Source organism: Pseudomonas sp. B12(2026) (assembly GCF_057767015.1).
On record NZ_CM173430.1, the window covers coordinates 4446397 to 4470345 of the forward strand.

A 23949-nucleotide genomic window follows, 5' to 3' on the forward strand; every position below is an offset into this window, starting at 1 on the left:
TTTTTCACCGCCCACTCGCTGCGCACGGTAGTTTCGATGACCGAACTCGCCTTCATCCTGGTCAGCGCCATCCTGGTCAACAACTTCGTGCTGGTGCAGTTCCTCGGCGTCTGCCCGTTCATGGGCGTGTCGCGCAGGATCGAGAGCGCCCTCGGCCTGGCCCTGGCCACCACCTTCGTCCTCACCCTCGCCTCGGTGTTCAGCTACATCCTGCAGCGCTACGTGCTGCAGCCGATGGACCTGGAGTTCCTGCGCACCATCGGCTTCATCCTGGTGATCGCCGTCGTCGTGCAGTTCACCGAGCTGCTGGTGAAGAAGACCAGCCCGCTGCTGCACCGCGTGCTGGGCATCTTCCTGCCGCTGATCACCACCAACTGCATCATCCTCGGCGTGGCGCTGCTCAACGCCAACAAGCCCGAATACGGCTTCCTGCAATCCAGCCTGCAGGGCTTCGGCGCCGGGCTGGGCTTCTCCCTGGTGCTGGTGCTGTTCGCCGCGCTGCGCGAGCGCATCGCCATCGCCGACGTGCCCAAACCCTTCCAGGGCGCGGCCATCGGCATGATCACCGCCGGGCTGATGTCGCTGGCCTTCATGGGCTTCAGCGGGTTGCTCAAGCCATGAGCGCGGTGCTGCTGGTGGTCGTGCTCTGCCTCGCCGGCGGCGCGCTGCTGGGCTATGCGGCGCGCCGCCTGAAGGCGCAAGACGACCGGCTGCCCGAGCAGATCAACGCCCTGCTGCCGCAGACCCAGTGCGGCCAGTGCGGCTACGCCGGCTGCAAGCCCTACGCCCAGGCCATCGCCGGGGGCGATGCGATCAACAAGTGCCCGCCCGGCGGCAAGGCGACCATCGCCGCCCTCGCCGACCTGCTGGGCGTCGAGCCGCCGCCGCTGGACGCCGCCGAGGAAACGCCCCCGCGCGTGGCCTACATCCGCGAGGCCGAGTGCATCGGCTGCACCAAGTGCATCCGCGCCTGCCCAGTGGACGCCATCGTCGGCGCGGCCAAATTGATGCACACGGTGATCGTCGACGAATGCACCGGCTGCGACCTGTGCGTGGAGCCCTGCCCGGTGGACTGCATCGAGATGCGCGACCTGCCGGTGCGCGTCGCCGACTGGAAGTGGCCGCTGCCGCAGGGTCGGCTGATCGCCAGCGACCGGGAGCGGGCGGCATGAACGCGCCGGTGTGGAACTTCCCCGGCGGCCTGCGCCTGCCGGACCACAAGCAGCAGTCGACGCAGGCGCCGATCCAGCAGCCGCCGCTGCCGCGCCGCCTGGTGCTGCCGCTGCAGCAGCACATCGGCGAACCCGCCCGGCCCTGCGTCGAAGTCGGCCAGCATGTGCTCAAGGGCCAGCGCATCGCCGAACCGGGCAGCGCCATCAGCGCCGCGCTGCACGCGCCCACCTCGGGCACCGTGGTGGCGCTGGGCGAGCAACCCTATCCGCACGCCTCCGGGCTGACCGCGCCGGCCATCGTCATCGACAGCGACGGCGCGGACCAATGGACCGAGCTGGAGCCGCGCGCGGACTACGCCTCGCTCGCCCCGGCCGAGCTGCTCGAACGCATCCGCCACGCCGGCATCGCCGGGCTCGGCGGCGCCGGCTTCCCCACCGCCGCCAAGCTGGCCACGCGCGCGCAGGACGACCTGCACACCCTGGTCATCAACGGTGCCGAGTGCGAGCCCTACATCAGCGCCGACGACCTGCTGATGCGCGAGCGCGCGGCCGCGCTGGTCGAAGGCATCGAAGTGCTCGCGCACATCCTCCAGCCGGAGCAGGTGCTGGTCGGCATCGAGGACGACAAGCCCGAGGCGCTGGCCGCCGTGCAGGCCGCCATCGGCGAGCGCAGCATCACCCTGCGGGCGATCCCGACCCGCTATCCCTCCGGCGGCGAACGCCAGCTGATCCAGATTCTCACCGGCCGCGAGGTGCCCTCCGGCGGGCTGCCGGTGGACATCGGCATGCTCTGCGTGAACGTCGCCACCGCCGTCGCCGTGGCCGACGCCGTGCTGCGCGGCAAGCCGCTGATCTCGCGCATCGCCACCCTGGCCGGCGCGGCGCTCGCGCGCCCGTGCAACGTCGAGGCGCTGCTCGGCACGCCGGTGGGCGAGCTGCTGGACTTCGCCGGCCTCGACCGGGCGAAGCTCGACCGCCTGCTCCTCGGCGGCCCGCTGATGGGCGTCAGCCTGCCGTCGCTGGAGGTGCCGCTGATCAAGACCAGCAACTGCCTGCTGGCCGCCACCCGCGAGGAGCTGCCGCCGGCGCCGCCGGCCATGCCGTGCATCCGCTGTGGCGACTGCGCGCAGGTCTGCCCCGCCAGCCTGCTGCCGCAGCAGCTGCACTTCTTCGCCGAGAACCACGAGCAGCTCATGGCGCACGACCTGTTCGACTGCATCGAGTGCGGCGCCTGCGCCTACGTCTGCCCGTCGAGCATCCCGCTGGTGCAGTACTACCGCGCGGCCAAGGCCGATATCCGCGAGCTGCAGCAGCGCCAGCTGAAGGCCGAGCAGTCGCGCCTGCGCTTCGAGCAGCGCCAGGACCGCCTGCGCCGCGAGGAAGAACAGCGCGCCGCCGAGCGCCTGGCCCGCCAGGAACGCGCGGCAGGCGGGCAGGAGGATCAGGCCGAGGTCGAAGCGCCCGCCGCGCAATCGGTGATCGAGCGGGTGAAGGCCGAGAAGGCCGTGGGCAATGCCCCCGACGCGCTCAAGCGGCTGAAGATCGAGGCGAGCATGGCCCAGGTCGCGCTGAAGAAAGCCGAGAAGCAGCTCGCCGCCCACGACACCGAACAGCTGCGCGCCCAGGTCGCCGATCTGCGCGGCGCCGCCGAAGCAGCCAGGGCCGCGCTGGCCGCCGCCGAAGCGGAAAGCGCCAGCGCCGCGCCGGCTCCGGCCGCCGCTGCCGTCGACGACGAAGCCGCGCTGAAGAAGGCGAAGATCGACGCCGCCATGGCCCGCGCCCGGCTGAAGAAGTCCGAGAAGGCCTTTGGCGATTCGCCCACCGACGAGCAGCGCGCCACCCTCGCCGCCCTGCGCGCGGACGTCGAGCGCATCGAGCTCATCCTCAACCAATTGCAGAGGTAAAGCATGCCGACCGAACCGAAAACCAGCGCCCCCATCGACGGTATCCTCGCCCTGCGCCAGGCCAAGCTGCGTTACATCGCCCAGCGCGACGCCCTGCGCCAGGCTGAACGCGAAGGCGCCTCCGACGAGGCGTTGAGCGCGATCCGCACGACGCTGGCGGAAGCCGAGCAAGCCCTGCATGCCGCCGAAGATTCCTGCGGCAAGGCGCCGCCGGACCTGGTGCGCACCGACAAGCACCCGATGAGCGATGCCCTGCGCGCAGCAAAGACCGAACTGGCCTACGCCCGCGCCGACCTGAAGAAGCTCGAACGCCAGGACGCCGCCGAAGCAGCCCTGGCCAGCGCCCGCGCGCGCCTGCAGGCGGCGCAACGCGCCGTCGCCGAGGCCGGCGGCGAGGAGCCTCGATGACGCTGCCGCGCATCAGCTCGCCCCACGCCACCGGCGGCAACCGCACGCAGAAGGTCATGCTGACGCTGCTGGCCGCCTGCGCGCCCGGCGCCCTGGTGCTGATCGGCCTGTACGGCATCGGCACGCTGTTCAACCTGCTCTGGTGCGGCCTGCTCGCTCTCGCCACCGAGGCGCTGATGCTCCGGCTGCGCAAGCGCCCGCTGGACTTCTTCCTCAAGGACGGCAGCGCGCTGGTCACCGCCGTGCTGCTGGCCCTGGCCCTGCCGCCCTATGCGCCCTGGTGGCTGAGCGGGCTCGCCACGCTGTTCGCCCTGGTGTTCGGCAAGCACCTGTACGGCGGCCTCGGGCAGAACCCGTTCAACCCGGCGATGGTCGGTTACGCGGTGGTGCTGGTGTCCTTCCCGCAATTGATGAGCCAGTGGCCGGCACCGGACAGCACGCCGGGGCTGGGCGATGGGCTGCGGCAGATTTTCGGCCTCGCCAGCCAGGCGCCGGACGCCTGGGTCGGCGCCACCGCGCTGGACGTGCTGCGCAACAACAACAGCCTGACCATGGACGAACTCCTGGCGCAGTCCCCGGCCTTCGGCCACATCGGCGGGCGCGGCGTGGAGCTGGTCAACCTGGCCTTCCTCGCCGGCGGCCTGTTCCTGCTCTGGCGCCGGCTGTTCACCTGGCACGCGCCGGTGGGCATGCTCGGCGCGCTGTTCGTCATGAGCCTGCTGTTCTGGAACGGTTCCGGCTCGGATTCCCACGGCTCGCCACTGCTGCACCTGTTCAGCGGGGCGAGCATGCTCGGCGCCTTCTTCATCGTCACCGACCCGGTCTCCGGTGCCACCAGCAACCGGGGCCGGCTGGTGTTCGGCATCGGCGCCGGCGTGCTCACCTACGTGATCCGCGCCTGGGGCGGCTACCCGGACGGCGTGGCCTTCGCCGTGCTGCTGATGAACCTCGCCGCGCCGACCATCGACTACTACACGCGCCCGCGCACCTACGGGCACAAGAAGCCCGAGCGCGGCTTCAAGGTGGGTGACTGATGAACCGCAACCGGCTGAAGAACGCCCTGGCGCTCGGCCTGCTCGCGGCGATCGCCGCCGGCGTGGTGGCGGTCGTCCACCAGTTCACCGCGCAACGCATCGACACCGCCCAGCGCGAGGCGCGCGGGCGCACCCTGCTGGAACTGCTGCCGCCCGGCAGCTACGACAACCATCCGCTGGAGAGCGAGGTCGGCACCTTCGATCCCAAGCTGCTCGGCCGCGACGAGCCGGCGCCGGCCTTCGTCGCCCGCCGCCAGGGCAAGGCCACGGCGGTGGTGCTCCAGCCCGTTGCGCGGGACGGCTACGGCGGCTCGATCCAGCTGCTGGTGGGCGTCACCGCCGAAGGCCGGCTGCTCGGCGTGCGGGTCGTGGCGCACCATGAAACACCCGGCCAGGGCGACCGCATCGAGCTGGGCAAGAGCGACTGGCTGCACGGCTTCGACGGCCGCGCGCTGGGCGATCCGGGCGATGCCGGCTGGAAGGTGAAGAAGGACGGCGGCCGGTTCGACCAGTTCGTCGGCGCCACCGTCACCCCGCGCGCGGTGGTCAAGGCGACGCACCGGGCGCTGCAGTATTTCGACGCGCACAAGGCGGAGCTGCTCGCCCCCGCCGCTTCGGGAGACAGCCATGAGTGATCCCGGCTACCGCGAACTGGCCCTGCAGGGCCTGTGGAAGAACAATCCGGGCCTGGTGCAGCTGCTCGGCCTGTGCCCGCTGCTGGGCACCAGCAACTCCGTGGTCAACGCCCTCGGCCTGGGCCTGGCGACGGTCTTCGTGCTGGTCTGCGCCAACGCCTCGGTGGCGCTGATCCGCGGCGCGCTGAGCGAGGCGGTGCGGCTGCCCGCCTTCGTCCTGATCATCGCCGCACTGACCACCTGCATCGAGCTGCTGATGCAGGCCTGGCGCTACGAGCTGTACCAGGTCCTCGGCATCTTCGTCCCGCTGATCACCACCAACTGCATGATCCTCGGCCGCGCCGAAGCCTTCGCCTCGCGCCAGGGCATGGCGCGCTCGGCCTTCGACGGCCTGATGATGGGCTGTGGATTCGCCCTGGTGCTGCTGGTGCTCGGCACGCTGCGCGAACTGCTCGGCCACGGTACCCTGCTGGCCGGCATGGACCTGCTGTTCGGCCCGGCGGCGGCGAGCTGGAAAGTGCAGCTCCTGGCGAACGGCCAGGGCTTCCTGCTGGCCATCCTGCCGCCCGGCGCCTTCCTGCTGCTGGGCCTGCTGATCGCCTTGAAGAACCGTATCGATGAAAGCCTGGCGGAACGCGCCCAGTCGCCGGCGGGCAATAAACCCGCCAGCCAGCGGCAGCGTGTCCGCGTGACCGGAGTGATCGAATGAATGCCGCCAAGCGCGCGGAGATTTTCCGCCGACTGCGTGAAGACAATCCCGACCCCAAGACCGAACTGGCCTACAGCTCGCCCTTCGAGCTGCTGATCGCGGTGATCCTCTCCGCCCAGGCCACCGACGTCGGGGTGAACAAGGCCACGGCGAAGCTCTACCCGGTGGCCAATACCCCGGAAGCCATCTACGCCCTGGGCGTCGAAGGGCTGTCGGAGTACATCAAGACCATCGGCCTGTACAACAGCAAGGCGAAGAACGTCATCGAGACCTGCCGCATCCTCGTCGAGAAGCACGGCAGCCGCGTGCCGGACAACCGCGAGGACCTCGAAGCCCTGCCCGGCGTGGGCCGCAAGACCGCCAACGTGGTGCTCAACACGGCGTTCCGACAGCCGGCGATGGCCGTGGACACGCACATCTTCCGGGTCGCCAACCGCACCAACATCGCCCCCGGGCGCAACGTGCTGGAGGTGGAGCGCAAGCTGCTGAAGTTCGTGCCCAGGGAGTATCTGCTCGACGCCCACCACTGGCTGATCCTGCACGGACGCTACGTCTGCAAGGCGCGCAAGCCGCAGTGTGGCAGCTGCCGGATCGAGGACCTGTGCGAGTACAAGCACAAGACTTCGGACGATTGAGAAACATCGGAAGAATCTCGCCGACTCATTGAAAAAATCTTTTTTACGGTCCCGTTCTTTGTCGATATAAGGGGCGCCAAGCACCCCCGCGTTGGAGTGAACCCATGGCAAGCGACAAAGAAGACCTCGAACTCGAGGACGAAGTCAGCACGGATGACAGCGACGATTCCGCCGAAGCCTCGGCAGAAGTCGCCAAGACCAACCTGACCAAGCGCCGCATCATCGACAACTACCTCGAAGAGCGCCGTCTGCAGCGCCAGCTGTCGGATTACGATTTCGACCTGTGAACGTAAAGCCCAGATGAAAAAGCCCCGCATCGCCGCGGGGCTTTTTGTTTTTGGCCTTTCAGCGCTTTTGTAGGAGCGAGCTTGCTCGCGAACCGATTCAGCGCCGATCTGGAGGGTTGGTCGGCTTTGTTCGCGAGCACGGGCTTGGCCAAAGCCCGGGCGCTCAGGCGCGCTGCACCACCCGGTAGCACGGCTCGTAGGCCGCGCCGCCCGGCAGCTTCATCCGGTGCTGCTCGACGAAGGCCTGCAGCAGCGCGTCCAGCGGCGCCATGATCGCCGCGTCGCCGTGGATCTCGTAGGGTCCGTGCTGCTCGATCTGGCGGATGCCCTTGTCCTTCACGTTGCCGGCGACGATGCCGGAGAACGCCCGGCGCAGGTTCGCCGCCAGCTCGTGGGGCGGCACCTCGCGGCGCAGGTCGAGGCGGGCCATGTTTTCGTGGGTGGGCTCGAACGGACGCTGGAAGCCTTCGTCGATCTTCAGCAGCCAGTTGAAGTGATAGGCGTCGTTGCGCTCGCGGCGGAACTGCTTGACCCGCTTGATGCCCTCGTTCATCTCCCGCGCCACCTGCGCCGGGTCGTCGATGATGATCTTGTAGCGGCGCTGCGCCGCTTCGCCCAGGGTCGCGCCGATGAAGGTGTGCAGCTGCTCGATGTAGTCCGACGCGCTGCGCGGGCCGGTGAGGACCAGCGGGAAGGGCATGTCCTGGTTGTCCGGGTGCATCAGGATGCCCAGCAGGTAGAGGAACTCCTCCGCCGTGCCGACGCCGCCGGGGAACACGATGATGCCGTGGCCGACGCGGACGAAGGCTTCCAGGCGCTTCTCGATGTCCGGCAGGATCACCAGTTCGTTGACGATCGGGTTCGGCGCCTCGGCGGCGATGATGCCCGGCTCGCTCAGGCCCAGGTAGCGGCCTTCGGTGTTGCGCTGCTTGGCGTGGCCGATGGTGGCGCCCTTCATCGGCCCCTTCATCACGCCCGGCCCGCAGCCGGTGCAGACGTCGAGGCTGCGCAGGCCCAGCTCGTGGCCGACCTTCTTGGTGTACTTGTATTCGTTGGTGCTGATCGAGTGGCCGCCCCAGCACACGACGATCTTCGGCTCCGCCCCCGGACGCAGCGCGCGGGCATTGCGCAGCAGGTGGAAGAGGTAGTCGGTGATGCCGGCGGAGCTGTCCAGGTCGATGCGCCGGCTGTCCATTTCGTTCTGGGTGTAGACGATGTCGCGCAGGGCGCTGAACAGCATCTCGCGGGTGCTGGCGATCATCTCGCCGTCGACGAAGGCGTCGGCCGGGGCGTTGAACAGTTCCAGGCGCACGCCGCGTTCCTGCTGGTGGATCTGCAGTTCGAAGTCGCGGTAGGCCTCGAGGATGTTCTTGGCGTTGTCGATCCGCGTGCCGGTGTTGAGGATGGCCAGGGCACACTGGCGGAAGAGCGTGTAGCTGCTGCCCGAGCCCGCTTCGCTGAGCTGGTGCACTTCACGTTGGGAAAGGGTTTCGAGGCTGCCCTTGGGGCTAACCGAGGCACTGGTAACCGGTCTTGGGGACATTCTGCATTCCATGACGAGGATGCCGGCCGCCGCAAGGCAGGGCATCCGGAAAATCGGTACGGTCGTTCGCTGTTCGGCACGGCGCAGCGGGGATCGTCCGGCCGCTCGCGGTGCTCCAGAGTCTCTGACAAGCAAATGACCGAAACTGCTTCCACGATCGCCGCCCGTGGCGACGCTCGTGCAGGTCAGTATGCCTGGGATGCGCGGCCCCGGGCGCCCGCGCGCAAGGAAAAACCCCGCCAGAGGGCGGGGTTTTTCGAAGATCGCAGACTCAGTCCTTGCGCTGCGGCGAGAGCAGCTCGACCTTGTAGCCGTCCGGGTCCTCGACGAAGGCCAGGATGCTGCTGCCGTGCTTCATCGGACCGGGCTCGCGGGTGATCTTGCCGCCACGGGAGCGGATGTCGTCGCAGGCCTTGTAGACGTCCGCCACTTCCAGGGCGATGTGGCCGTAGCCGGTGCCCAGCTCGTACGTGTCCACGCCCCAGTTGTAGGTCAGCTCGATCACGCTGTTCTCGTCTTCGCTGCCGTAGCCGACGAAGGCCAGGGTGAACTGGCCGTCCGGATAATCCTTGCGGCGCAGCAGGGTCATGCCCAGGACTTCGGTGTAGAAGGCGATGGATTTGTCCAGGTCGCCGACGCGCAGCATGGTGTGCAGCAGTCTCATCGATTCTTCCTCATCAGGCGCCCCGGATGCGGGGCTGATAAACACGAACCCCGGCTCGTGGCCGGGGTTCGTTGTTCTTTTGTAGGAGCGAGCTTGCTCGCGAACCGGGCAAAAAGCAAAAGCTTCGCCAACTCGCGCCTACCCGGGAACCGCTCAGAACAGCTTGCGGCCCTTGTTCGCGGCGATGCGCATGCGCAGCGCGTTGAGCTTGATGAAGCCGGCGGCGTCAGCCTGGTTGTAGGCGCCGCCATCTTCCTCGAAGGTCGCGATGTTGGCGTCGAACAGCGAGTCGTCGGACTTGCGGCCGACCACGATGACGTTGCCCTTGTACAGCTTCAGGCGGACCACGCCGTTCACGTACTCCTGGGAGGAGTCGATCATCTGCTGCAGCATCTCGCGCTCCGGGCTCCACCAGTAGCCGGTGTAGATCAGCTTGGCGTAGCGCGGCATCAGCTCGTCCTTCAGGTGAGCGACTTCGCGGTCCAGGGTGATCGACTCGATGGCGCGGTGCGCCTTGAGCATGATGGTGCCGCCGGGGGTCTCGTAGCAGCCGCGGGACTTCATGCCGACGTAGCGGTTCTCGACGATGTCCAGGCGGCCGATGCCGTTGGCGCCGCCGATGCGGTTCAGCTCGGCGAGCACCTGGGCCGGAGTCATGTCCTTGCCGTCGATGGCGACGATGTCGCCCTTGCGGAAGGTCAGCTCGATGTAGGTCGGGGTATCCGGAGCCTTCTCGGGGGAAGTGGTCCAGCGCCACATGTCCTCTTCGTGCTCGGTCCAGGTGTCCTCCAGCACGCCGCCTTCATAGGAGATGTGCAGCAGGTTGGCGTCCATGGAGTACGGCGACTTCTTCTTGCCGTGGCGCTCGATCGGGATGTTGTGGGTTTCGGCGTAGTCCATCAGCTTCTCGCGGGACAGCAGGTCCCACTCGCGCCAGGGAGCGATCACCTTGACGCCCGGCTTGAGCGCGTAGGCGCCCAGTTCGAAGCGCACCTGGTCGTTGCCCTTGCCGGTGGCGCCATGGGAGATGGCGTCGGCGCCGGTCTCGTTGGCGATCTCGATCAGGCGCTTGGCGATCAGCGGACGGGCGATGGAAGTACCCAGCAGGTACTCGCCTTCGTAGATGGTGTTGGCACGGAACATCGGGTAGACGAAGTCGCGGACGAACTCTTCGCGCAGGTCCTCGATGTAGATCTCCTTGACACCCAGCGCCTTGGCCTTGGCGCGGGCCGGCTCGACCTCCTCGCCCTGGCCCAGGTCGGCAGTGAAGGTCACCACTTCGCAGTTATAGGTATCCTGCAGCCACTTCAGAATTACCGAGGTGTCCAGGCCACCGGAATACGCCAGGACTACCTTCTTCACGTCCGCCATGCCACTCAACTCCACGGGGTTGTCACGAAAGGGATCGATTCTACTGCCCGCCCAGGATAATTTACAGAGGCGCGACAGCTTTAGACGACAAAGCGACAAATACTATCGTCGGTGCGACTCGCCGCCGCAGGCTCAGCTCTTCGGCGCGGGGCTGGCGGCAGGCGCTGGGGCCGCGCCGGCCGTCGAAGCCTCCGGCGTGGCGGGCGCCGCCGACGCCGGGGCGGCCGGCGTCTCCTCGGCAACCGGCCCGCGGGACAGGCTCACCGCCACCCGGCGATTGCGCGCCCGGTTGGCCTCGGAGTTGTTCTTCACCAGCGGATAGCGCTCGCCATAGAAGCGCACGGTGATCTGCGATTCCGGCACGCCATTGGCCTTGAGGTACTCCATCACCGCGACGGCGCGGCGGCGCGAGGCGTCGCGGTTGGCCAGGCGATTACCGCTGTTGTCGGAATGGCCGTCGAGCTCGATGCGGTTCACGCTCGGGTCGGCCTTCAGGTATTGCAGGATGATGTCCAGCCTGGCGCGGCCCGAGGCGTCGAGCTCGGTGCCGCCGCCGGGGAAGCCGATCTGGCCCTGCCGGACCTGGTCGAAATTGACCGGCAGCATCTTCGCCGAGCAGTCCTGGAACTGCGCGTAACCGGCGGCGAAACGCGTCGGCAGCAGGCGCACCAGCAGGTTCTCGCCGTCGCGGGTGCGGTGGCGGACTTCCGGCGTGCGACCTTCCAGCAGGCCGTTGAGCAGGCGCCCGGCCTGCTGCTGGCTGCTGTTGAAGGGCACGTCGCCGCCGCCGACCTGCACCGAACCGAGGTTCACGTCGCCCAGCCCCGGCCGCCACGGCGGCGCCGCCGCCAGCAGGGTCGCCGAGCCGCTGCCGAGCCAGCCCCGCTGGGGCTTGAGGCGGAAGGTCGGCTGCTCGCCGGCGCGCCAGACGAACTCGCCCAGGCCGAAGCCGGCCACGCTCTGCGACAGGCGGCACTCGAACGGGTCGCCCGCCACCGTCCATTCGGCGCTTTCCAGGCGCGGCTGGAAGGTCAGCCCCCAGGCCGGAAGGCTGGCGCAAAGGGCGAGCAGGAGCAGGGAGGGCTGGCGCACGATGGCTTCCACACAGATAAAAAGGCGTCGCGAGAAACTATCGGCCGGGCTCGGCAAAACTTGATAGCGAGTGCCGGCGGCGGCCTTTTCCGGTAGCATTTCACCCTCTTCCCGCTGCAACCGCCTTCCTGGAATCCGCATGTCCGACCGCCTGACACTCCTGCGCCCCGACGACTGGCACATCCACCTGCGCGACGGCGCCGCGCTCGCGCAAACCGTCGGCGACGCCGCCCGCACCTTCGGCCGCGCCATCATCATGCCGAACCTGGTTCCGCCGGTGCGCAACGCCGCCGAAGCCGACGTCTATCGCCAGCGCATCATCAAAGCCCGTCCGGCCGGCAGCCGCTTCGAGCCGCTGATGGTGCTCTACCTCACCGACCGCACCAGCGCCGAGGACGTCCGCGCCGCCAAGGCCTCGGGCTACGTGCACGCGGCCAAGCTGTACCCGGCCGGCGCCACCACCAACTCCGATTCCGGCGTGACCAGCATCGACAACATCTTCCCCGTGCTCGAAGCCATGGCCGAAGTCGGCCTGCCGCTGCTTGTGCACGGCGAGGTGACCCGCGCCGAAGTCGACGTGTTCGACCGCGAGAAGCGCTTCATCGACGAGCACCTGACCCGCGTGGTCGAGCGTTTCCCGAGCCTGAAGGTGGTCGTCGAGCACATCACCACCGGCGATGCCGCGCAGTTCGTCACGGCCGCCCCGGCCAACGTCGGCGCCACCATCACCGCGCACCACCTGCTGTACAACCGCAACCACATGCTGGTCGGCGGCATCCGCCCGCACTTCTATTGCCTGCCGATCCTCAAGCGCAACACCCACCAGGAAGCCCTGCTGGATGCGGCGACCAGCGGCAATCCGAAGTTCTTCCTCGGCACGGACTCCGCGCCCCACGCGCGCCACGCCAAGGAAGCCGCCTGCGGCTGCGCCGGCTGCTACACCGCCTACGCCGCCATCGAGCTGTATGCCGAGGCCTTCGAGCAGCGCAACGCGCTGGACAAGCTGGAAGCCTTCGCCAGCTTCCATGGCCCGGACTTCTACGGCCTGCCGCGCAACAGCGACCGCATCACCCTGGTGCGCGAGGAATGGAATGCCCCGGCGGCGTTGCCGTTCGGTGATCTCGAAGTGGTTCCGCTGCGTGCCGGCGAGAAGCTGCGCTGGCGCCTGCTGGAGACCGAGGCATGAGTGACGAGAACGAAATCTTCGAAGAAGAACTCGACGGTTCCTTCCCGCCGGGCCCGCGCCACCCGATGGCGCGCCGCTTCCGTGGCTACCTGCCGGTGGTGGTGGATGTCGAGACCGGCGGCTTCAACTGCGCCACCGACGCGCTGCTGGAAATCGCCGCCGTCACCATCGGCATGGACGAAAGCGGCTACCTGTTCCCGGAACACACATACTTCTTCCGCGTCGAGCCCTTCGAAGGCGCCAACATCGAGCAGGCGGCGCTGGAGTTCACCGGCATCAAGCTGGACCACCCGCTGCGCATGGCCGTGCAGGAAGAGCAGGCGCTGACCGAGATCTTCCGTGGCGTGCGCAAGTCGCTGAAGTCCAACGGCTGCAAGCGGGCGATCCTGGTCGGCCACAACAGCAGCTTCGACCTCGGCTTCCTCAACGCCGCGGTGAACCGCAGCGGCGTGAAGCGCAACCCGTTCCACCCCTTCTCCAGCTTCGACACCGCCACCCTCGCCGGCCTCGCCTACGGCCAGACCGTGCTGGCCAAGGCCTGCCAGACCGCCGGCATCGAGTTCGACAACCGCGAGGCACACTCGGCGCGCTACGACACCGAGAAGACCGCCGAGCTGTTCTGCGGCATCGTCAACCGCTGGAAGGAGTTCGGCGGCTGGATGGAAGACGATCACTGATCGTCTGCCCACCTGCATGAAAAAGCCCCGCCGAAGCGGGGCTCTTTCATGACCAACCGGCCTTACAGCTTGCTGGCGTGCTGGGCCAGGTAGGCGGCAACGCCTTCGGGCGAGGCGGTCATGCCGCTGTCACCCTTCTTCCAGTTGGCCGGGCAGACTTCGCCGTGCTCTTCGGTGAACTGCAGGGCATCGACCAGGCGCAGCAGCTCGTCCATGTTGCGGCCCAACGGCAGGTCGTTGACGATCTGCGAACGCACCACGCCATTCTGGTCGATCAGGAAAGCGCCGCGGAACGCGACACCCTCGGCGGACTCGACGTCATAGGCCTTGGCGATTTCATGGGTGATGTCGGCGGCCAGGGTGTACTTGACCGGGCCGATGCCGCCCTTGTCCACCGGGGTGTTGCGCCAGGCGTTGTGGGTGAAGTGGGAGTCGATGGATACGCCGATGACTTCGACGTTACGGGCCTGGAACTCGGGGATGCGGTGGTCTAGGGCGATCAGTTCGGACGGGCAGACGAAGGTGAAGTCCAGCGGGTAGAAGAACACCAGGCCGTACTTGCCCTTGATGGCTTCGGACAGCACGAAGCTGTCGACGATCTCGCCGCTGCCGAGGACGGCGGCTACGTTGAAGTCGGGAGCTTTCTTACCTACGAGTACGCTCATTCCATGTCTCCTTCGGTGGTGAGGACTTGAGGGAGTGCAAGATGCCCTGCCCGGCGCGAGGCGGCCGGATCCACGGGCTATCCACTCCAGTGGGCCGGTCATGATACACCGCCGTTTTCCGCCGCGCCCAGCGCATCCCCCCGTTCGCTCGCCAAGGGTAAGTCATTGACGGACATGACCATTTGTCTGGCCATGGAAAAGCCAGTCCAGCAAATTTTGACAATCATTCTCATTAAGATTAGTATCGCTTCCAACAACCCATCAGCGAGCCGTAGTGCAACCATGTACGTCTGCCTCTGCCAAGGTGTCACCGATAGCCAGATCCGCGATGCAATCTACGAAGGTTGCTGCAGTTACCGCGAAGTGCGTGAAAGCACCGGCGTCGGTACCCAGTGCGGCAAGTGCGCCTGCCTCGCCAAGCAGGTCGTCCGCGACACCCTGGGTGAACTGCAGAGCGCGCAGCCGATGAACTACTCCCTTGCCTACACGGCAGGCTGATCGACCCGACCTGCGGTCAGTTCGGCGGCAATTCAAAAAAAACCGGGCCAAGCCCGGTTTTTTTGTGTCTGGAATTCAGCGTCTTAGCGCCGGGTTGCGGAACCAAAGCATTCGCATTCATATTCCTTTTCATAAGGAATTCAAGTACTTACTTTTGACAGCCGGTTATATGGGAGCCACACTTTCAGACTCTCCCACTCCACACGGCAGGACTCCGGCATGAAAGGCGACAAGAAAGTCATCCAGCACTTGAACAAGGTCCTCGGCAACGAGCTGATCGCGATCAACCAATACTTCCTGCACTCGCGCATGTGGAACGACTGGGGCCTGAAGCGCCTCGGCGCGCACGAGTACCACGAATCCATCGACGAGATGAAGCACGCAGACAAGCTCGTCGAACGCATCCTGTTCCTCGAAGGCCTGCCCAACCTGCAGGACCTGGGCAAGCTGCTGATCGGCGAGAACACCCAGGAAATGCTGCAGTGCGACCTCAACCTGGAACTCAAGGCCGCCAAGGACCTGCGCGACGCCATCGTGCATTGCGAAAGCGTGCATGACTACGTGAGCCGCGACCTGCTCCGGCAGATCCTCGAGTCCGAGGAAGAGCACATCGACTACCTGGAAACCCAGCTGGGCCTGATCCAGAAGGTCGGCCTGGAGAACTACCTGCAGTCGCACATGCACGAAGACGACTGACAGGCCAGCGGCACCGGCGCGGTTGTGGACGCCGGTGCCCTCCCCTCCTAGACGTTCGCCTGCGGCGGGCGGCGCACCAGTGACGCCTTGAGCACCAGCCCGGCGCACAACCCCACCACCACCAGCAACGACAGACGCAGCCCCACGTGTTCGGCGAGGAAGCCGATCAGCGGCGGCCCCATCAGCAGCCCCCCATAGCCGAACGACGCCACCGCGGCCACGCCGCTGGAAGGCTCGACGCCCGGCCGGTTGCCCGCCGCGCCGATCAGGATCGGCACCACCACCGACAACCCCGCACCCACCAGGGCGAAGCCGGCGATGACGCCAGCCACCCAGGGGCTGAACAACGCCAGCAGCATGCCCGCACCGGCCAGCAGCGCCAGGTTGCGCACCAGCGCCTCGTCGGCGAAGCGCACACGCAGGCGGTCGCCGAACAGACGGCCGAGCACCATGGTCGCGGAGAACGCAGCGAAGCCCAGCGCCGCCAGGCGCTCCGACGCGCCCATCACCTGATGCAGCAGCAAGGCGCCCCAGTCGGCAACCGCGCCTTCCGAGACGAACGCGCACAGCGTCAGCAGCCCGAGACCGACCAGCGCCGGCGGCGGCAGGCGCCAGCCGCGTCCGGCCGGTGTCGGCTCCTCCGCGGGCTGCGGACGGCCCTCGAACAGATGGCGGGCGAAGAACGGCAGGAACACCACCGCCAGCACCGCCACCAGGGTGAAATGCCAGATCGGCGCCAGCCCGGCGAAGACCGACGCGCCGACGGCGCCGACCAGTCCACCGAGGCTGTACATGCCGTGCAGGCTGGAAATGCAGGGGCGTCCGAGACGCCGCTCCACTTCCACCGCCTGGGTGTTCATCGCCACGTCCATGCAGGCGAAGCTCAGGCCGACGATCAGAAGCCCCGCCGCCAGCTCCCAGACATTGCGCATCAGCCCCAGCAGCGGGAAGCAGGCCATCAGCGCCAGGCCGAAGGCGACGGTCACCGCCCGGCTGCCATAGCGGCGCACCAGGGCGCCGGCGAAGACGAACGCCAGCATCGCGCCAACGCCCGCGCCCAGCAGCGCCTGGCCGAGCTGCTGCTCGTCCGCCCCGGTCATGCTCTTGAGCGCCGGAACCCGGCCCATCACGCTGCCATGCACCATCCCGCCCATGGCGAAGCAGTAGCCGCAGGCCCGGCGCGCGGCACTGGCCCGCGATTGCTCAGTCATTCCTTTCTTCCCAAAAAACAAAGCCCCGCCGAAGCGGGGCCTTGTGCGACAGCACGAAAGACTCAGGCGCTGGCCTTGTCCACCGCTTCCTTGATCATCGGTTGCAGCTCGCCCTTCTCGAACATCTCGACCAGGATGTCGCTGCCGCCGACCAGTTCGCCACCGACCCACAGTTGCGGGAAGGTCGGCCAGTTGGCGTACTTGGGCAGGTTCGCGCGGATTTCCGGATTCTGCAGGATGTCGACATAGGCGAACTTCTCGCCACACGCCATCAGCACCTGCGCGGCGCGGGCCGAGAAGCCGCACTGCGGAGCGTTCGGCGAGCCCTTCATGTACAGCAGGACGGGGTTGTTGGCGATCTGTTCTTTGATGGTATCGATGATATCCATGAAGTTCCTCGGCTGAACTATCAGATACTGACCCGGCAGCGCCACGGGCGGCGTCTGGCCGGCACGGTTGCGCGCATTGTACTGCAAAGCCGAGCGTAGCGCTCGGCTTTGCAGAGGCACTGCGACAGCCTGTCAGGCCGCTTCGACCTCCACCGGCACGCCGTTCAGCGCGGTGTTGCCGGAGAGCGCGTCGAGATGGCGCTCGTCGGTCAGGTCATTGGCGCTGACCCCGCCCTGCTCGCGGGCGATCGATAGCTGCACGCCCGGCCGCCCGTGCCCCCAGCCGTGGGGCAGGCTGACCACCCCGGCCATCACTTCGTCGCTGGCCGCCACCTCGATCTCGATACTGCCGACCCGCGAGCGCACCCGCACCCGCTGGCCGTCCACCAGGCCGCGCGCCGCCAGGTCCCGTGGGTGCATGAGCAACTGGTGGCGCGGCTTGCCCTTCACCAGGCGGTGATAGTTGTGCATCCAGGAGTTGTTGCTGCGCACATGGCGACGGCCGATCAGCAGCAACTGGTCCGCCGCCGGCGCCTGGGTGCCGGCGAAGCGGCGCAGGTCGTCCAGCAGGATCGGCGGCGCGGCCTCGACGCTGCGGCTGGCGGTTTTCAGGCGCGCGGAGAGGTTCGGCCGCAGCGGGCCGAGGTCCAGCCCGTGGGGATGCTCGCGCAGCAGCACCAGGTTGAGCTTGTGCTCGCTGGCGTCGCCATAGGGGCCGAAGCGCAGGCCCATCTCGATCATCTGCTCCGGTGCCAGGGTCGGCTTGAGCTCGGTGCCCGTGTGCGCGGCGTAGGCCATGGCCAGGCCGACGAAGATTTCCCAGTCGTGCAGCGCGCCCTCCGGCCTGGGCAGCACCGCCTCGTTGAAGCGGGTGACGTTACGTACCGCGAAGAGGTTGAAGGAAGTGTCGTAGTGATCGTGCTCCAGCGGCGCGGTGGGCGGCAGGATCAGGTCGGCGTAGCGGGTGGTCTCGTTGACGTAGAGGTCGATGCTGAGCATGAACTCCAGACCGTCCAGCGCCTGCTCCAGGCGCCGCCCATTGGGCGTGGACAGCACCGGGTTGCCCGCCACCGTGACCAGCGCGCGGACCTGCCCTTCGCCCCCGGTGAGCATCTCCTCGGCCAGCGCCGCCACCGGCAGCTCGCCGCCGTACTCCGGCAGGCCGGACACCCGGCTCTGCCAGCGGTTGAAGGCGCCGCCGGAAGTCGTTGCCACCAGATCCACCGCCGGCGTGGTGCACAGCGTGCCACCGACGCGGTCGAGGTTGCCGGTGAGCAGGTTGACCAGTTGCACCAGCCACTGGCACAGGCTGCCGAACACCTGGGTGGAAACGCCCATGCGGCCGTAGCAGACGGCCTTGTCGGCGGCGGCGAAGTCCCGCGCCAGCTGGCGGATGACCTCCGCCGGCACGCCGCAGCGCTCGGCCATCGCCTCGACCCGGAACGGCTTCAGCGCCTCGCGCACGGTCTCCAGGCCGGTCACCGGCAGATGGCTCTCGCGGGTCAGTCCTTCGCCGAGCAGCGTGTCGAGGATGCCCAGCAGCAACGCGGCATCCTCGCCCGGGCGGACGAACAGGTGCTGGTCGGCGATCGCCGCGGTCTCGGTGCGCCGCGGGTCGACCACCACCAGGCGCCCGCCGCGCTTCTGCACCGCCTTCAGGCGCTTCTCCACGTCGGGCACGGTCATGATGCTGCCGTTGGAGGCCAGCGGGTTGCCGCCGAGGATCAGCATGAAGTCGGTCTGGTCGATGTCCGGGATCGGGATCAGCAGGCCGTGGCCGTACATCTGCTGGCTGACCAGGTGGTGCGGCAACTGGTCGACCGAGGTCGCCGAGTAGCGGTTGCGCGTCTTCAGCTGGCCGAGGAAGTAGTTGCTGTGGGTCATCAGCCCGTAGTTGTGCACGCTGGGATTGCCCTGGTACACCGCGACGGCGTCGTTGCCGTGGCGCTCGCGAATCTCCGCCAGGCGCGTGGCGACCAGCTCGAAGGCCTCGTCCCAGCCGATCGGCTGCCATTCGTTGCCGACGCGGCGCACCGGCTGGCGCAGGCGGTCCGGGTCGTTCTGGATGTCCTGCAGCGCCACCGCCTTGGGGCAGACGTGGCCGCGGCTGAAACTGTCCTGTGGATCGCCCTTGATCGAGAGGATGCGCTCGCCCTCGGTCTCGATGGTCAGGCCGCAGATGGCCTCGCACAGATGGCACGCACGGTGGTGGAGGGTCTTGCTCATGGCTCGCCTCGTCGTTGTTGTCGCCGGGCGCTCGTGGCGCGCCGGTCGTCTTGTCGAGCGAGCACTATGGATCGGACCCGGCCTGGACGCCACTGGCGTCAGTCGGGTGAATTGGCAGGCATCACAGCAGGGGATGATCGATACAAGCGCGGGAGTCCGGAGCTCACTCCCGCACAGGCGCCGGTGAGATTGCCTCACCGGCACGGCAACATCACTGGATGCTCTTGATCGAGCCCTTGTTGCCGGTCACTTTCACGTCGACCTTCTTGAAGATGAAGTAATCGTTGACGCTCACTTCATAGCGCGGCGCGACGATCAGGTCGGAGCCGGAGCTCTTCACGGCCTTGTAGGCGGCAGCGGCCTTGACGCCGGCAACCGGATCGAAGGAAGCCAGCCCCAGACCGCCGGACTCGCCGCCATAGGTCACGCCGTCGGCGTATTGGGAGTCGCCGCCGAACTTGATGAAGCCGAAGAGGATATTGACCTGCGACTGACCGCTGATCTTCTCGCCCACACTGACGTTCGCTTTCAGGTCCGTCTTCACGTCGCCGGCAACCGGGGCGACCGGCTGGCTGATGCTGTAGCTGGTGCAACCACTGGCGGTGGCAATGACCGCAGCGATGGCAGAGGACATCCAGAACTTCTTCATGAACAACTCCTTAGGGGATAACACGGATACGCCACCTTCTGATGGCGGCGAAAAGCTACCAATCGCCCCCTGGCCGGGTATGTAGTCCGCCTCCCCCGGGGACGTAGGAAACCTCCCAGAGCCATGATCTGTACGGAACTTGCGTAGATGCGTAATTTCCTTATAGGATCGCGCCTTCCCCTTTTTCCGCTCCATGCGGTCCCGCCGCAGGTTCAGCCCGTTTTTTCTCACGAAATCCGGTCGGTACCTCGGCCCGATTCCGAGAATCAGCAGTAGGTACGAACCATGAGCGCACGGCACTTCCTCTCGATGCTGGATTACACGACCGACGAACTCCTCGGTCTGATCCGCCGCGGCAGCGAGCTGAAGGACCTGCGTGACCGAGGCGTGCTCTACGAGCCGCTGAAGAACCGCGTGCTGGGCATGATCTTCGAGAAGGCCTCGACCCGGACGCGGATTTCCTTCGAAGCCGGCATGATCCAGCTCGGCGGCCAGGCCATCTTCCTCTCCCCGCGCGACACCCAGCTGGGCCGTGGCGAGCCGGTCGCCGACGCCGCGCGGGTGATGTCGCGGATGGTCGACGCGGTGATGATCCGCACCTTCGCCCACAGCAACCTGATCGAGTTCTCGGAAAACTCCCGCGTGCCGGTGATCAACGGCCTGTCGGACGACCTGCACCCCTGCCAGCTGCTGGCCGACATGCAGACCTTCCATGAACACCGCGGCAGCATCGCCGGCAAGACCGTGGCCTGGATCGGCGACGGCAACAACATGTGCAACAGCTACATCGAGGCGGCCATCCGCTTCGACTTCCAGTTGCGCGTCGCCTGCCCGGAGGGCTACGAGCCGAACGCCGCCCTGCTGGCCCTGGCCGGCGAGCGCGTGAAGGTCGTGCGCGACCCGCGCGAAGCGGTGGCCGGCGCGCACCTGGTGAGCACCGACGTGTGGGCCTCCATGGGCCAGGAAGACGAAGCGGCCGCGCGCATGCGCCTGTTCCAGCCATATCAGGTAACACGAGCGCTGCTCGATGGCGCGGCGGCGGATGTACTATTCATGCACTGCCTGCCGGCCCACCGTGGCGAAGAGATCAGCGAAGACCTGCTGGACGATGCGCGCTCCGTGGCCTGGGACCAGGCGGAAAACCGTCTGCACGCCCAGAAGGCCCTGCTCGAACTGCTGGTCGAGCACGCCCACTACGCCTGATGGCCTGTCCATGGTCCGCCCGCGATTGCCCGGGCCGCGTTGGAATCAGGGAAAATGCTCATGCAGCAGGCGTAAACTGCGCGTTTCTACCTGATTCCGCCTGGCCTGGACTGCGCCCGGCGAGATTCTGAACAGGCTCTACGTTCGATGACAAAATCGCTGCTGCTCAACCTCGACGATCTTTCCTGTGGCTATGAACAGCAGCGTGTGGTGCAAGGCGTCAGCCTGCACCTGAACGCCGGCGACATCGGCTGCCTGCTCGGCCCCTCGGGCTGCGGCAAGACCACCACGCTGCGCGCCATCGCCGGCTTCGAGCCGGTGCAGAGCGGCCGGATCGAGCTGGCCGGCGAAGTCATTTCCCGCCCCGGCTTCACCCTGTCGCCGGAGAAGCGCCGGATCGGCATGGTGTTCCAGGACTACGCGCTGTTCCCGCACCTCTCGGTGGCCGACAACGTCGCCTTCGGCATCCGCAAGCACCCCGGGCGCGAACGCATCGTCGACGAGCTGCTGCAACTGGTGAAGCTCGACGCCCTGGGCCAGCGCTACCCCCACGAACTCTCCGGCGGCCAGCAGCAACGCGTGGCCCTGGCCCGCGCGCTGGCGCCGCAACCGCAGCTGCTGCTGCTCGACGAACCCTTCTCCAACCTCGACGTGGAGCTGCGCCGCCAGCTCAGCCACGAGGTGCGCGACATCCTCAAGGCACGCGGCACCAGCGCGATCCTGGTCACCCATGACCAGGAAGAAGCCTTCGCCGTCAGCGACCACGTCGGCGTGTTCCGCCACGGCCGGCTGGAGCAGTGGGACACCCCGTTCAACCTCTACCACGAACCGCAGACGCCCTTCGTCGCCAGCTTCGTCGGCCAGGGCTATTTCATTCGCGGGCAGATGCACGGGACCGATGCGGTGCAGACCGAACTGGGCCTGCTGCGCGGCAACCGTGCCTACAGCCTGCCCGACGGCAGCGCGGTGGACGTGCTGCTGCGGCCGGACGACCTCGTGCCAGCCGGCGACGGCGCATTGAAGGCGCGAATCATCGGCAAATCCTTCCTCGGCGCGGCGACCCTGTATCGCCTGCAATTGCCCACCGGCACCCAGCTGGAATCGCTCTTCCCCAGCCACGCCGATCACGAGCCGGGCGATGAAGTCGGCATCGGCGTCGCCGCCGAGCACCTGGTGCTGTTCCCGGCCCAGGGCAGCGTGGCGCTCTAGTCCAGCGCGCGCTCCAGCTCCAGCAGCAACTCCGGCAGCAGCTCGAACAGGTCGCCCTGCAGGCCGTAGTCGGCGATCTCGAAGATCGGTGCATCCGGGTCCAGGTTGATCGCCGCGATGACCTTGGCGTCCTTCATGCCCGCCACGTGCTGCACCGCCCCGGAAATCCCCACCGCCAGGTAAAGCTCCGGCGCGACGATGCGCCCGGACTGGCCGATCTGCAGTTCCGCCGGCGCGAAGCCCGCGTCCACCGCCGCCAGTGACGCGCCGACGGCGCCCTGCAGACGATCCGCCAGCGGATACAGCGCGGAGAATCCCTCCGCCGTCTGCAAGCCGCGGCCACCCGCGACAATCACCCGCGCCGACTCCAGCGCCGGCCGCTCGGAGTCGGGATGCTCCTCGCCCAGCCAGTGCGACAGCCCCAGGTCGCCCGGCCCGTTCACCCGCTCCAGTCCGGCATTGCCGCCCTGGGCCGCAACGGGATCGAACGCCGTGGGACGAATGCCCAGCACCTTCACCGCCCCCTCGCAGCGCAGGGTGGCGATGGCGTTGCCGGCGTAGATCGGGCGCTTGAAGGTCTCGCCGTCGACCACGGCGATGACCTCGGACAGCGCATCCACATCCAGCAACGCCGCGATGCGCGGCAGGCAATCGCGGCCCATGGCGCTGGCGGGCGCTAGCAGATGGCTGTAGCGCGGAGCCAGGCTCGCGACCAGCGCCGAGAGGTTCTCCGCCAGCAGGTGATCGTAGGCGGGGTCGTCCGCCAGCAGGACGCGGTCGACGCCCTCGATCCGGCGTGCCTGCGCGGCGAGCCCGGCGAGGCCGCTGCCGGCCAGCAGCAGATGAATCTCGCCGCCGATCTGCCGGGCGGCCGCGATGGTGCTCAAGGTCGCCGGCGAGAGAACGGCGGCGCCGGTGTTGGATTGATAGTCAGCGATGACCAGGATTGCCATGGACCTGCCTCCGATCCTGCGAACCGCGCCACAGCGGCGCGGTTTCCCATGCCGGAAGCCTAAGCGAGGGCGCCGGCGGCGCCCCGGTCACAGATCAAGCAACCAGCAGACGACCGCTGGCCACCAGGCGCGCATGGCCGGCGATGCTGACGCGGTCGCCTTCCAGCCGGCACCACAGCTCGCCACCGCGCGCCGAGCACTGGTAGGCGAGCATCTGCCGCTTGTTCAGGCGCTGCGACCAGTAGGGAATCAGGCTGCAATGGGCGGCGCCGGTCACCGGGTCCTCATTGAGGCCGATGGCCGGGGCGAAGAAGCGCGAGACGAAATCGTAGTCGTCGCTGCGCGCGGTGACGATCACGCCCAGGTAGGGCATCCGCGCCAGCGCCGCGAAGTCCGGCGCGCAGCCGCGCACCGCGTGCTCGGATTCCAGCAGCACCAGCAGGTGCGCCGCGGTGCTCAGGGCATCCACCACCGGCACGCCCAGGGCCTGCTCCAGCTCCACGGTGCTGCCCGCCTCGCGCGGCGGCTGGGCGGGAAAGTCCAGGGCCAGCCGGCCTTCCTCGCGGAACACCCGCAGCGGCCCGGACAGGGAATTGAACTCCAGGGATTCGCCCGGCTCGCCGAACACCTCGAACAGCACATGGGCGCTGGCCAGCGTGGCATGGCCGCACAGCGGCACCTCGGCGGTCGGGGTGAACCAGCGGATGCGCCAGCCGTCGGCCTCGTTCACCAGGAAGGCAGTCTCCGAGAGGTTGTGCTCGGCGGCGATCGCCTGCATCAGCTCGTCGGCCAGCCAGGCGTCCAGGCGGTAGACCATGGCCGGGTTGCCGGCGAAGGGGCGGTCGCTGAAGGCGTCTACCTGATGGAATTCGAGTTGCATGGCAGTCTCCCGATGAAAGATGCCCCCGGAGCATGGCAGAAGCCGTCGGGGAG

The 23949-nt window shown here is 67.6% G+C and carries 24 protein-coding genes and 1 pseudogene; 14 read left to right on the forward strand and 11 right to left on the reverse strand.

Annotated elements, in window-relative coordinates; genetic code table 11:
• Window positions 1-36: 36 nt before the first annotated feature.
• The 8 genes and pseudogenes from rsxA (at window position 37) to AC3B6A_RS20740 (ending at window position 6784) form a co-directional block, all read left to right on the forward strand.
• Window positions 37-621, forward strand: coding sequence for an electron transport complex subunit RsxA (gene rsxA / locus AC3B6A_RS20705; RefSeq protein WP_488398972.1), 585 nt, complete (start codon window positions 37-39; stop codon window positions 619-621).
• The gene (gene rsxB, locus AC3B6A_RS20710) at window positions 618-1172 is read left to right on the forward strand and encodes an electron transport complex subunit RsxB (RefSeq protein ID WP_488398973.1); all 555 of its coding nucleotides are present in this window, start codon (window positions 618-620) and stop codon (window positions 1170-1172) included. The genes rsxA and rsxB overlap by 4 nt, the downstream gene beginning before the upstream one ends.
• A pseudogene (gene rsxC, locus AC3B6A_RS20715) lies at window positions 1169-3484 on the forward strand (electron transport complex subunit RsxC). The gene rsxB and the pseudogene rsxC overlap by 4 nt, the downstream one beginning before the upstream one ends.
• Complete coding sequence (locus AC3B6A_RS20720) at window positions 3481-4518, forward strand: RnfABCDGE type electron transport complex subunit D (protein ID WP_488398974.1); 1038 nt, start codon at window positions 3481-3483, stop codon at window positions 4516-4518. The pseudogene rsxC and the gene AC3B6A_RS20720 overlap by 4 nt, the downstream one beginning before the upstream one ends.
• On the forward strand, window positions 4518-5153 hold the full coding sequence (rsxG, locus tag AC3B6A_RS20725; RefSeq protein WP_488398976.1) for an electron transport complex subunit RsxG: 636 nt from the start codon (window positions 4518-4520) through the stop codon (window positions 5151-5153). The genes AC3B6A_RS20720 and rsxG overlap by 1 nt, the downstream gene beginning before the upstream one ends.
• A complete protein-coding gene (locus tag AC3B6A_RS20730; RefSeq protein ID WP_488398977.1) occupies window positions 5146-5862 on the forward strand; it encodes an electron transport complex subunit E in 717 nt (238 codons plus the stop codon). Before rsxG ends, AC3B6A_RS20730 begins: the two co-directional genes overlap by 8 nt.
• Window positions 5859-6497 (forward strand): endonuclease III, encoded by a 639-nt coding sequence (gene nth, locus AC3B6A_RS20735; RefSeq protein ID WP_488398979.1) that lies wholly within the window; start codon window positions 5859-5861, stop codon window positions 6495-6497. Before AC3B6A_RS20730 ends, nth begins: the two co-directional genes overlap by 4 nt.
• A gap of 104 nt (window positions 6498-6601) precedes the next feature.
• On the forward strand, window positions 6602-6784 hold the full coding sequence (locus AC3B6A_RS20740) for a PA3496 family putative envelope integrity protein (protein WP_488398980.1): 183 nt from the start codon (window positions 6602-6604) through the stop codon (window positions 6782-6784).
• Window positions 6785-6947: 163 nt separating this feature from the next.
• On the opposite strand, the gene ppnN is transcribed toward AC3B6A_RS20740, so the two are convergent.
• From ppnN to AC3B6A_RS20760, 4 genes are all read right to left on the reverse strand, one after another.
• A complete protein-coding gene (ppnN, locus tag AC3B6A_RS20745; RefSeq protein WP_488398981.1) occupies window positions 6948-8327 on the reverse strand; it encodes a nucleotide 5'-monophosphate nucleosidase PpnN in 1380 nt (459 codons plus the stop codon).
• Between the two features lie 271 nt (window positions 8328-8598).
• The gene (gloA, locus tag AC3B6A_RS20750) at window positions 8599-8991 is read right to left on the reverse strand and encodes a lactoylglutathione lyase (protein ID WP_488398982.1); all 393 of its coding nucleotides are present in this window, start codon (window positions 8989-8991) and stop codon (window positions 8599-8601) included.
• 153 nt (window positions 8992-9144) lie between these two features.
• Window positions 9145-10362: an argininosuccinate synthase gene (locus tag AC3B6A_RS20755; protein WP_488398983.1), complete on the reverse strand. Its 1218-nt coding sequence runs from the start codon at window positions 10360-10362 to the stop codon at window positions 9145-9147.
• Window positions 10363-10494: 132 nt separating this feature from the next.
• On the reverse strand, window positions 10495-11454 hold the full coding sequence (locus tag AC3B6A_RS20760) for a flagellar protein MotY (RefSeq protein WP_488398984.1): 960 nt from the start codon (window positions 11452-11454) through the stop codon (window positions 10495-10497).
• Between the two features lie 139 nt (window positions 11455-11593).
• Between AC3B6A_RS20760 and pyrC the strand changes: the two genes are divergently transcribed.
• Window positions 11594-12640 (forward strand): dihydroorotase, encoded by a 1047-nt coding sequence (gene pyrC / locus AC3B6A_RS20765; RefSeq protein ID WP_488398985.1) that lies wholly within the window; start codon window positions 11594-11596, stop codon window positions 12638-12640.
• Window positions 12637-13317 carry a ribonuclease T gene (gene rnt / locus AC3B6A_RS20770; protein ID WP_488398986.1) on the forward strand — a complete coding sequence of 227 codons (681 nt, stop codon included), beginning with the start codon at window positions 12637-12639 and terminating at the stop codon, window positions 13315-13317. The genes pyrC and rnt overlap by 4 nt, the downstream gene beginning before the upstream one ends.
• 62 nt (window positions 13318-13379) lie before the next feature.
• Here the strand turns inward: rnt and AC3B6A_RS20775 are convergent, their stop codons facing one another.
• Window positions 13380-13982 (reverse strand): peroxiredoxin, encoded by a 603-nt coding sequence (locus AC3B6A_RS20775; RefSeq protein ID WP_488398987.1) that lies wholly within the window; start codon window positions 13980-13982, stop codon window positions 13380-13382.
• Between the two features lie 282 nt (window positions 13983-14264).
• Between AC3B6A_RS20775 and AC3B6A_RS20780 the strand changes: the two genes are divergently transcribed.
• Together AC3B6A_RS20780 and bfrB are read left to right on the forward strand one after the other, a co-directional pair.
• Complete coding sequence (locus AC3B6A_RS20780) at window positions 14265-14480, forward strand: bacterioferritin-associated ferredoxin (protein WP_488398988.1); 216 nt, start codon at window positions 14265-14267, stop codon at window positions 14478-14480.
• 219 nt (window positions 14481-14699) lie between these two features.
• Window positions 14700-15176 (forward strand): bacterioferritin BfrB, encoded by a 477-nt coding sequence (gene bfrB, locus AC3B6A_RS20785; protein ID WP_488398989.1) that lies wholly within the window; start codon window positions 14700-14702, stop codon window positions 15174-15176.
• 47 nt (window positions 15177-15223) lie between these two features.
• Here the strand turns inward: bfrB and AC3B6A_RS20790 are convergent, their stop codons facing one another.
• From AC3B6A_RS20790 to AC3B6A_RS20805, 4 genes are all read right to left on the reverse strand, one after another.
• Window positions 15224-16387: an MFS transporter gene (locus AC3B6A_RS20790; RefSeq protein ID WP_488398990.1), complete on the reverse strand. Its 1164-nt coding sequence runs from the start codon at window positions 16385-16387 to the stop codon at window positions 15224-15226.
• 62 nt (window positions 16388-16449) lie between these two features.
• Window positions 16450-16776 (reverse strand): Grx4 family monothiol glutaredoxin, encoded by a 327-nt coding sequence (gene grxD / locus AC3B6A_RS20795; RefSeq protein ID WP_488398991.1) that lies wholly within the window; start codon window positions 16774-16776, stop codon window positions 16450-16452.
• 132 nt (window positions 16777-16908) lie between these two features.
• Window positions 16909-19002, reverse strand: coding sequence for a molybdopterin oxidoreductase family protein (locus tag AC3B6A_RS20800; RefSeq protein ID WP_488398992.1), 2094 nt, complete (start codon window positions 19000-19002; stop codon window positions 16909-16911).
• A 211-nt stretch (window positions 19003-19213) separates the two neighbouring features.
• Complete coding sequence (locus AC3B6A_RS20805) at window positions 19214-19651, reverse strand: hypothetical protein (RefSeq protein ID WP_488398993.1); 438 nt, start codon at window positions 19649-19651, stop codon at window positions 19214-19216.
• 285 nt (window positions 19652-19936) lie between these two features.
• Here AC3B6A_RS20805 and argF point away from each other — a divergent pair, with 285 nt between their 5' ends.
• A complete protein-coding gene (gene argF / locus AC3B6A_RS20810; protein WP_488398994.1) occupies window positions 19937-20854 on the forward strand; it encodes an ornithine carbamoyltransferase in 918 nt (305 codons plus the stop codon).
• A gap of 147 nt (window positions 20855-21001) precedes the next feature.
• Window positions 21002-22063 carry an ABC transporter ATP-binding protein gene (locus AC3B6A_RS20815; RefSeq protein ID WP_488398995.1) on the forward strand — a complete coding sequence of 354 codons (1062 nt, stop codon included), beginning with the start codon at window positions 21002-21004 and terminating at the stop codon, window positions 22061-22063.
• Here AC3B6A_RS20815 and AC3B6A_RS20820 read toward each other — a convergent pair.
• Window positions 22060-23016, reverse strand: a complete 957-nt coding sequence (locus AC3B6A_RS20820; RefSeq protein ID WP_488398996.1) for an electron transfer flavoprotein subunit alpha/FixB family protein — start codon at window positions 23014-23016, stop codon at window positions 22060-22062. The two genes, AC3B6A_RS20815 and AC3B6A_RS20820, sit on opposite strands and share 4 nt — an antisense overlap.
• A 94-nt stretch (window positions 23017-23110) precedes the next feature.
• A complete protein-coding gene (locus AC3B6A_RS20825) occupies window positions 23111-23896 on the reverse strand; it encodes a PhzF family protein (RefSeq protein WP_488398997.1) in 786 nt (261 codons plus the stop codon).
• Between the last annotated feature and the right edge of the window lie 53 nt (window positions 23897-23949).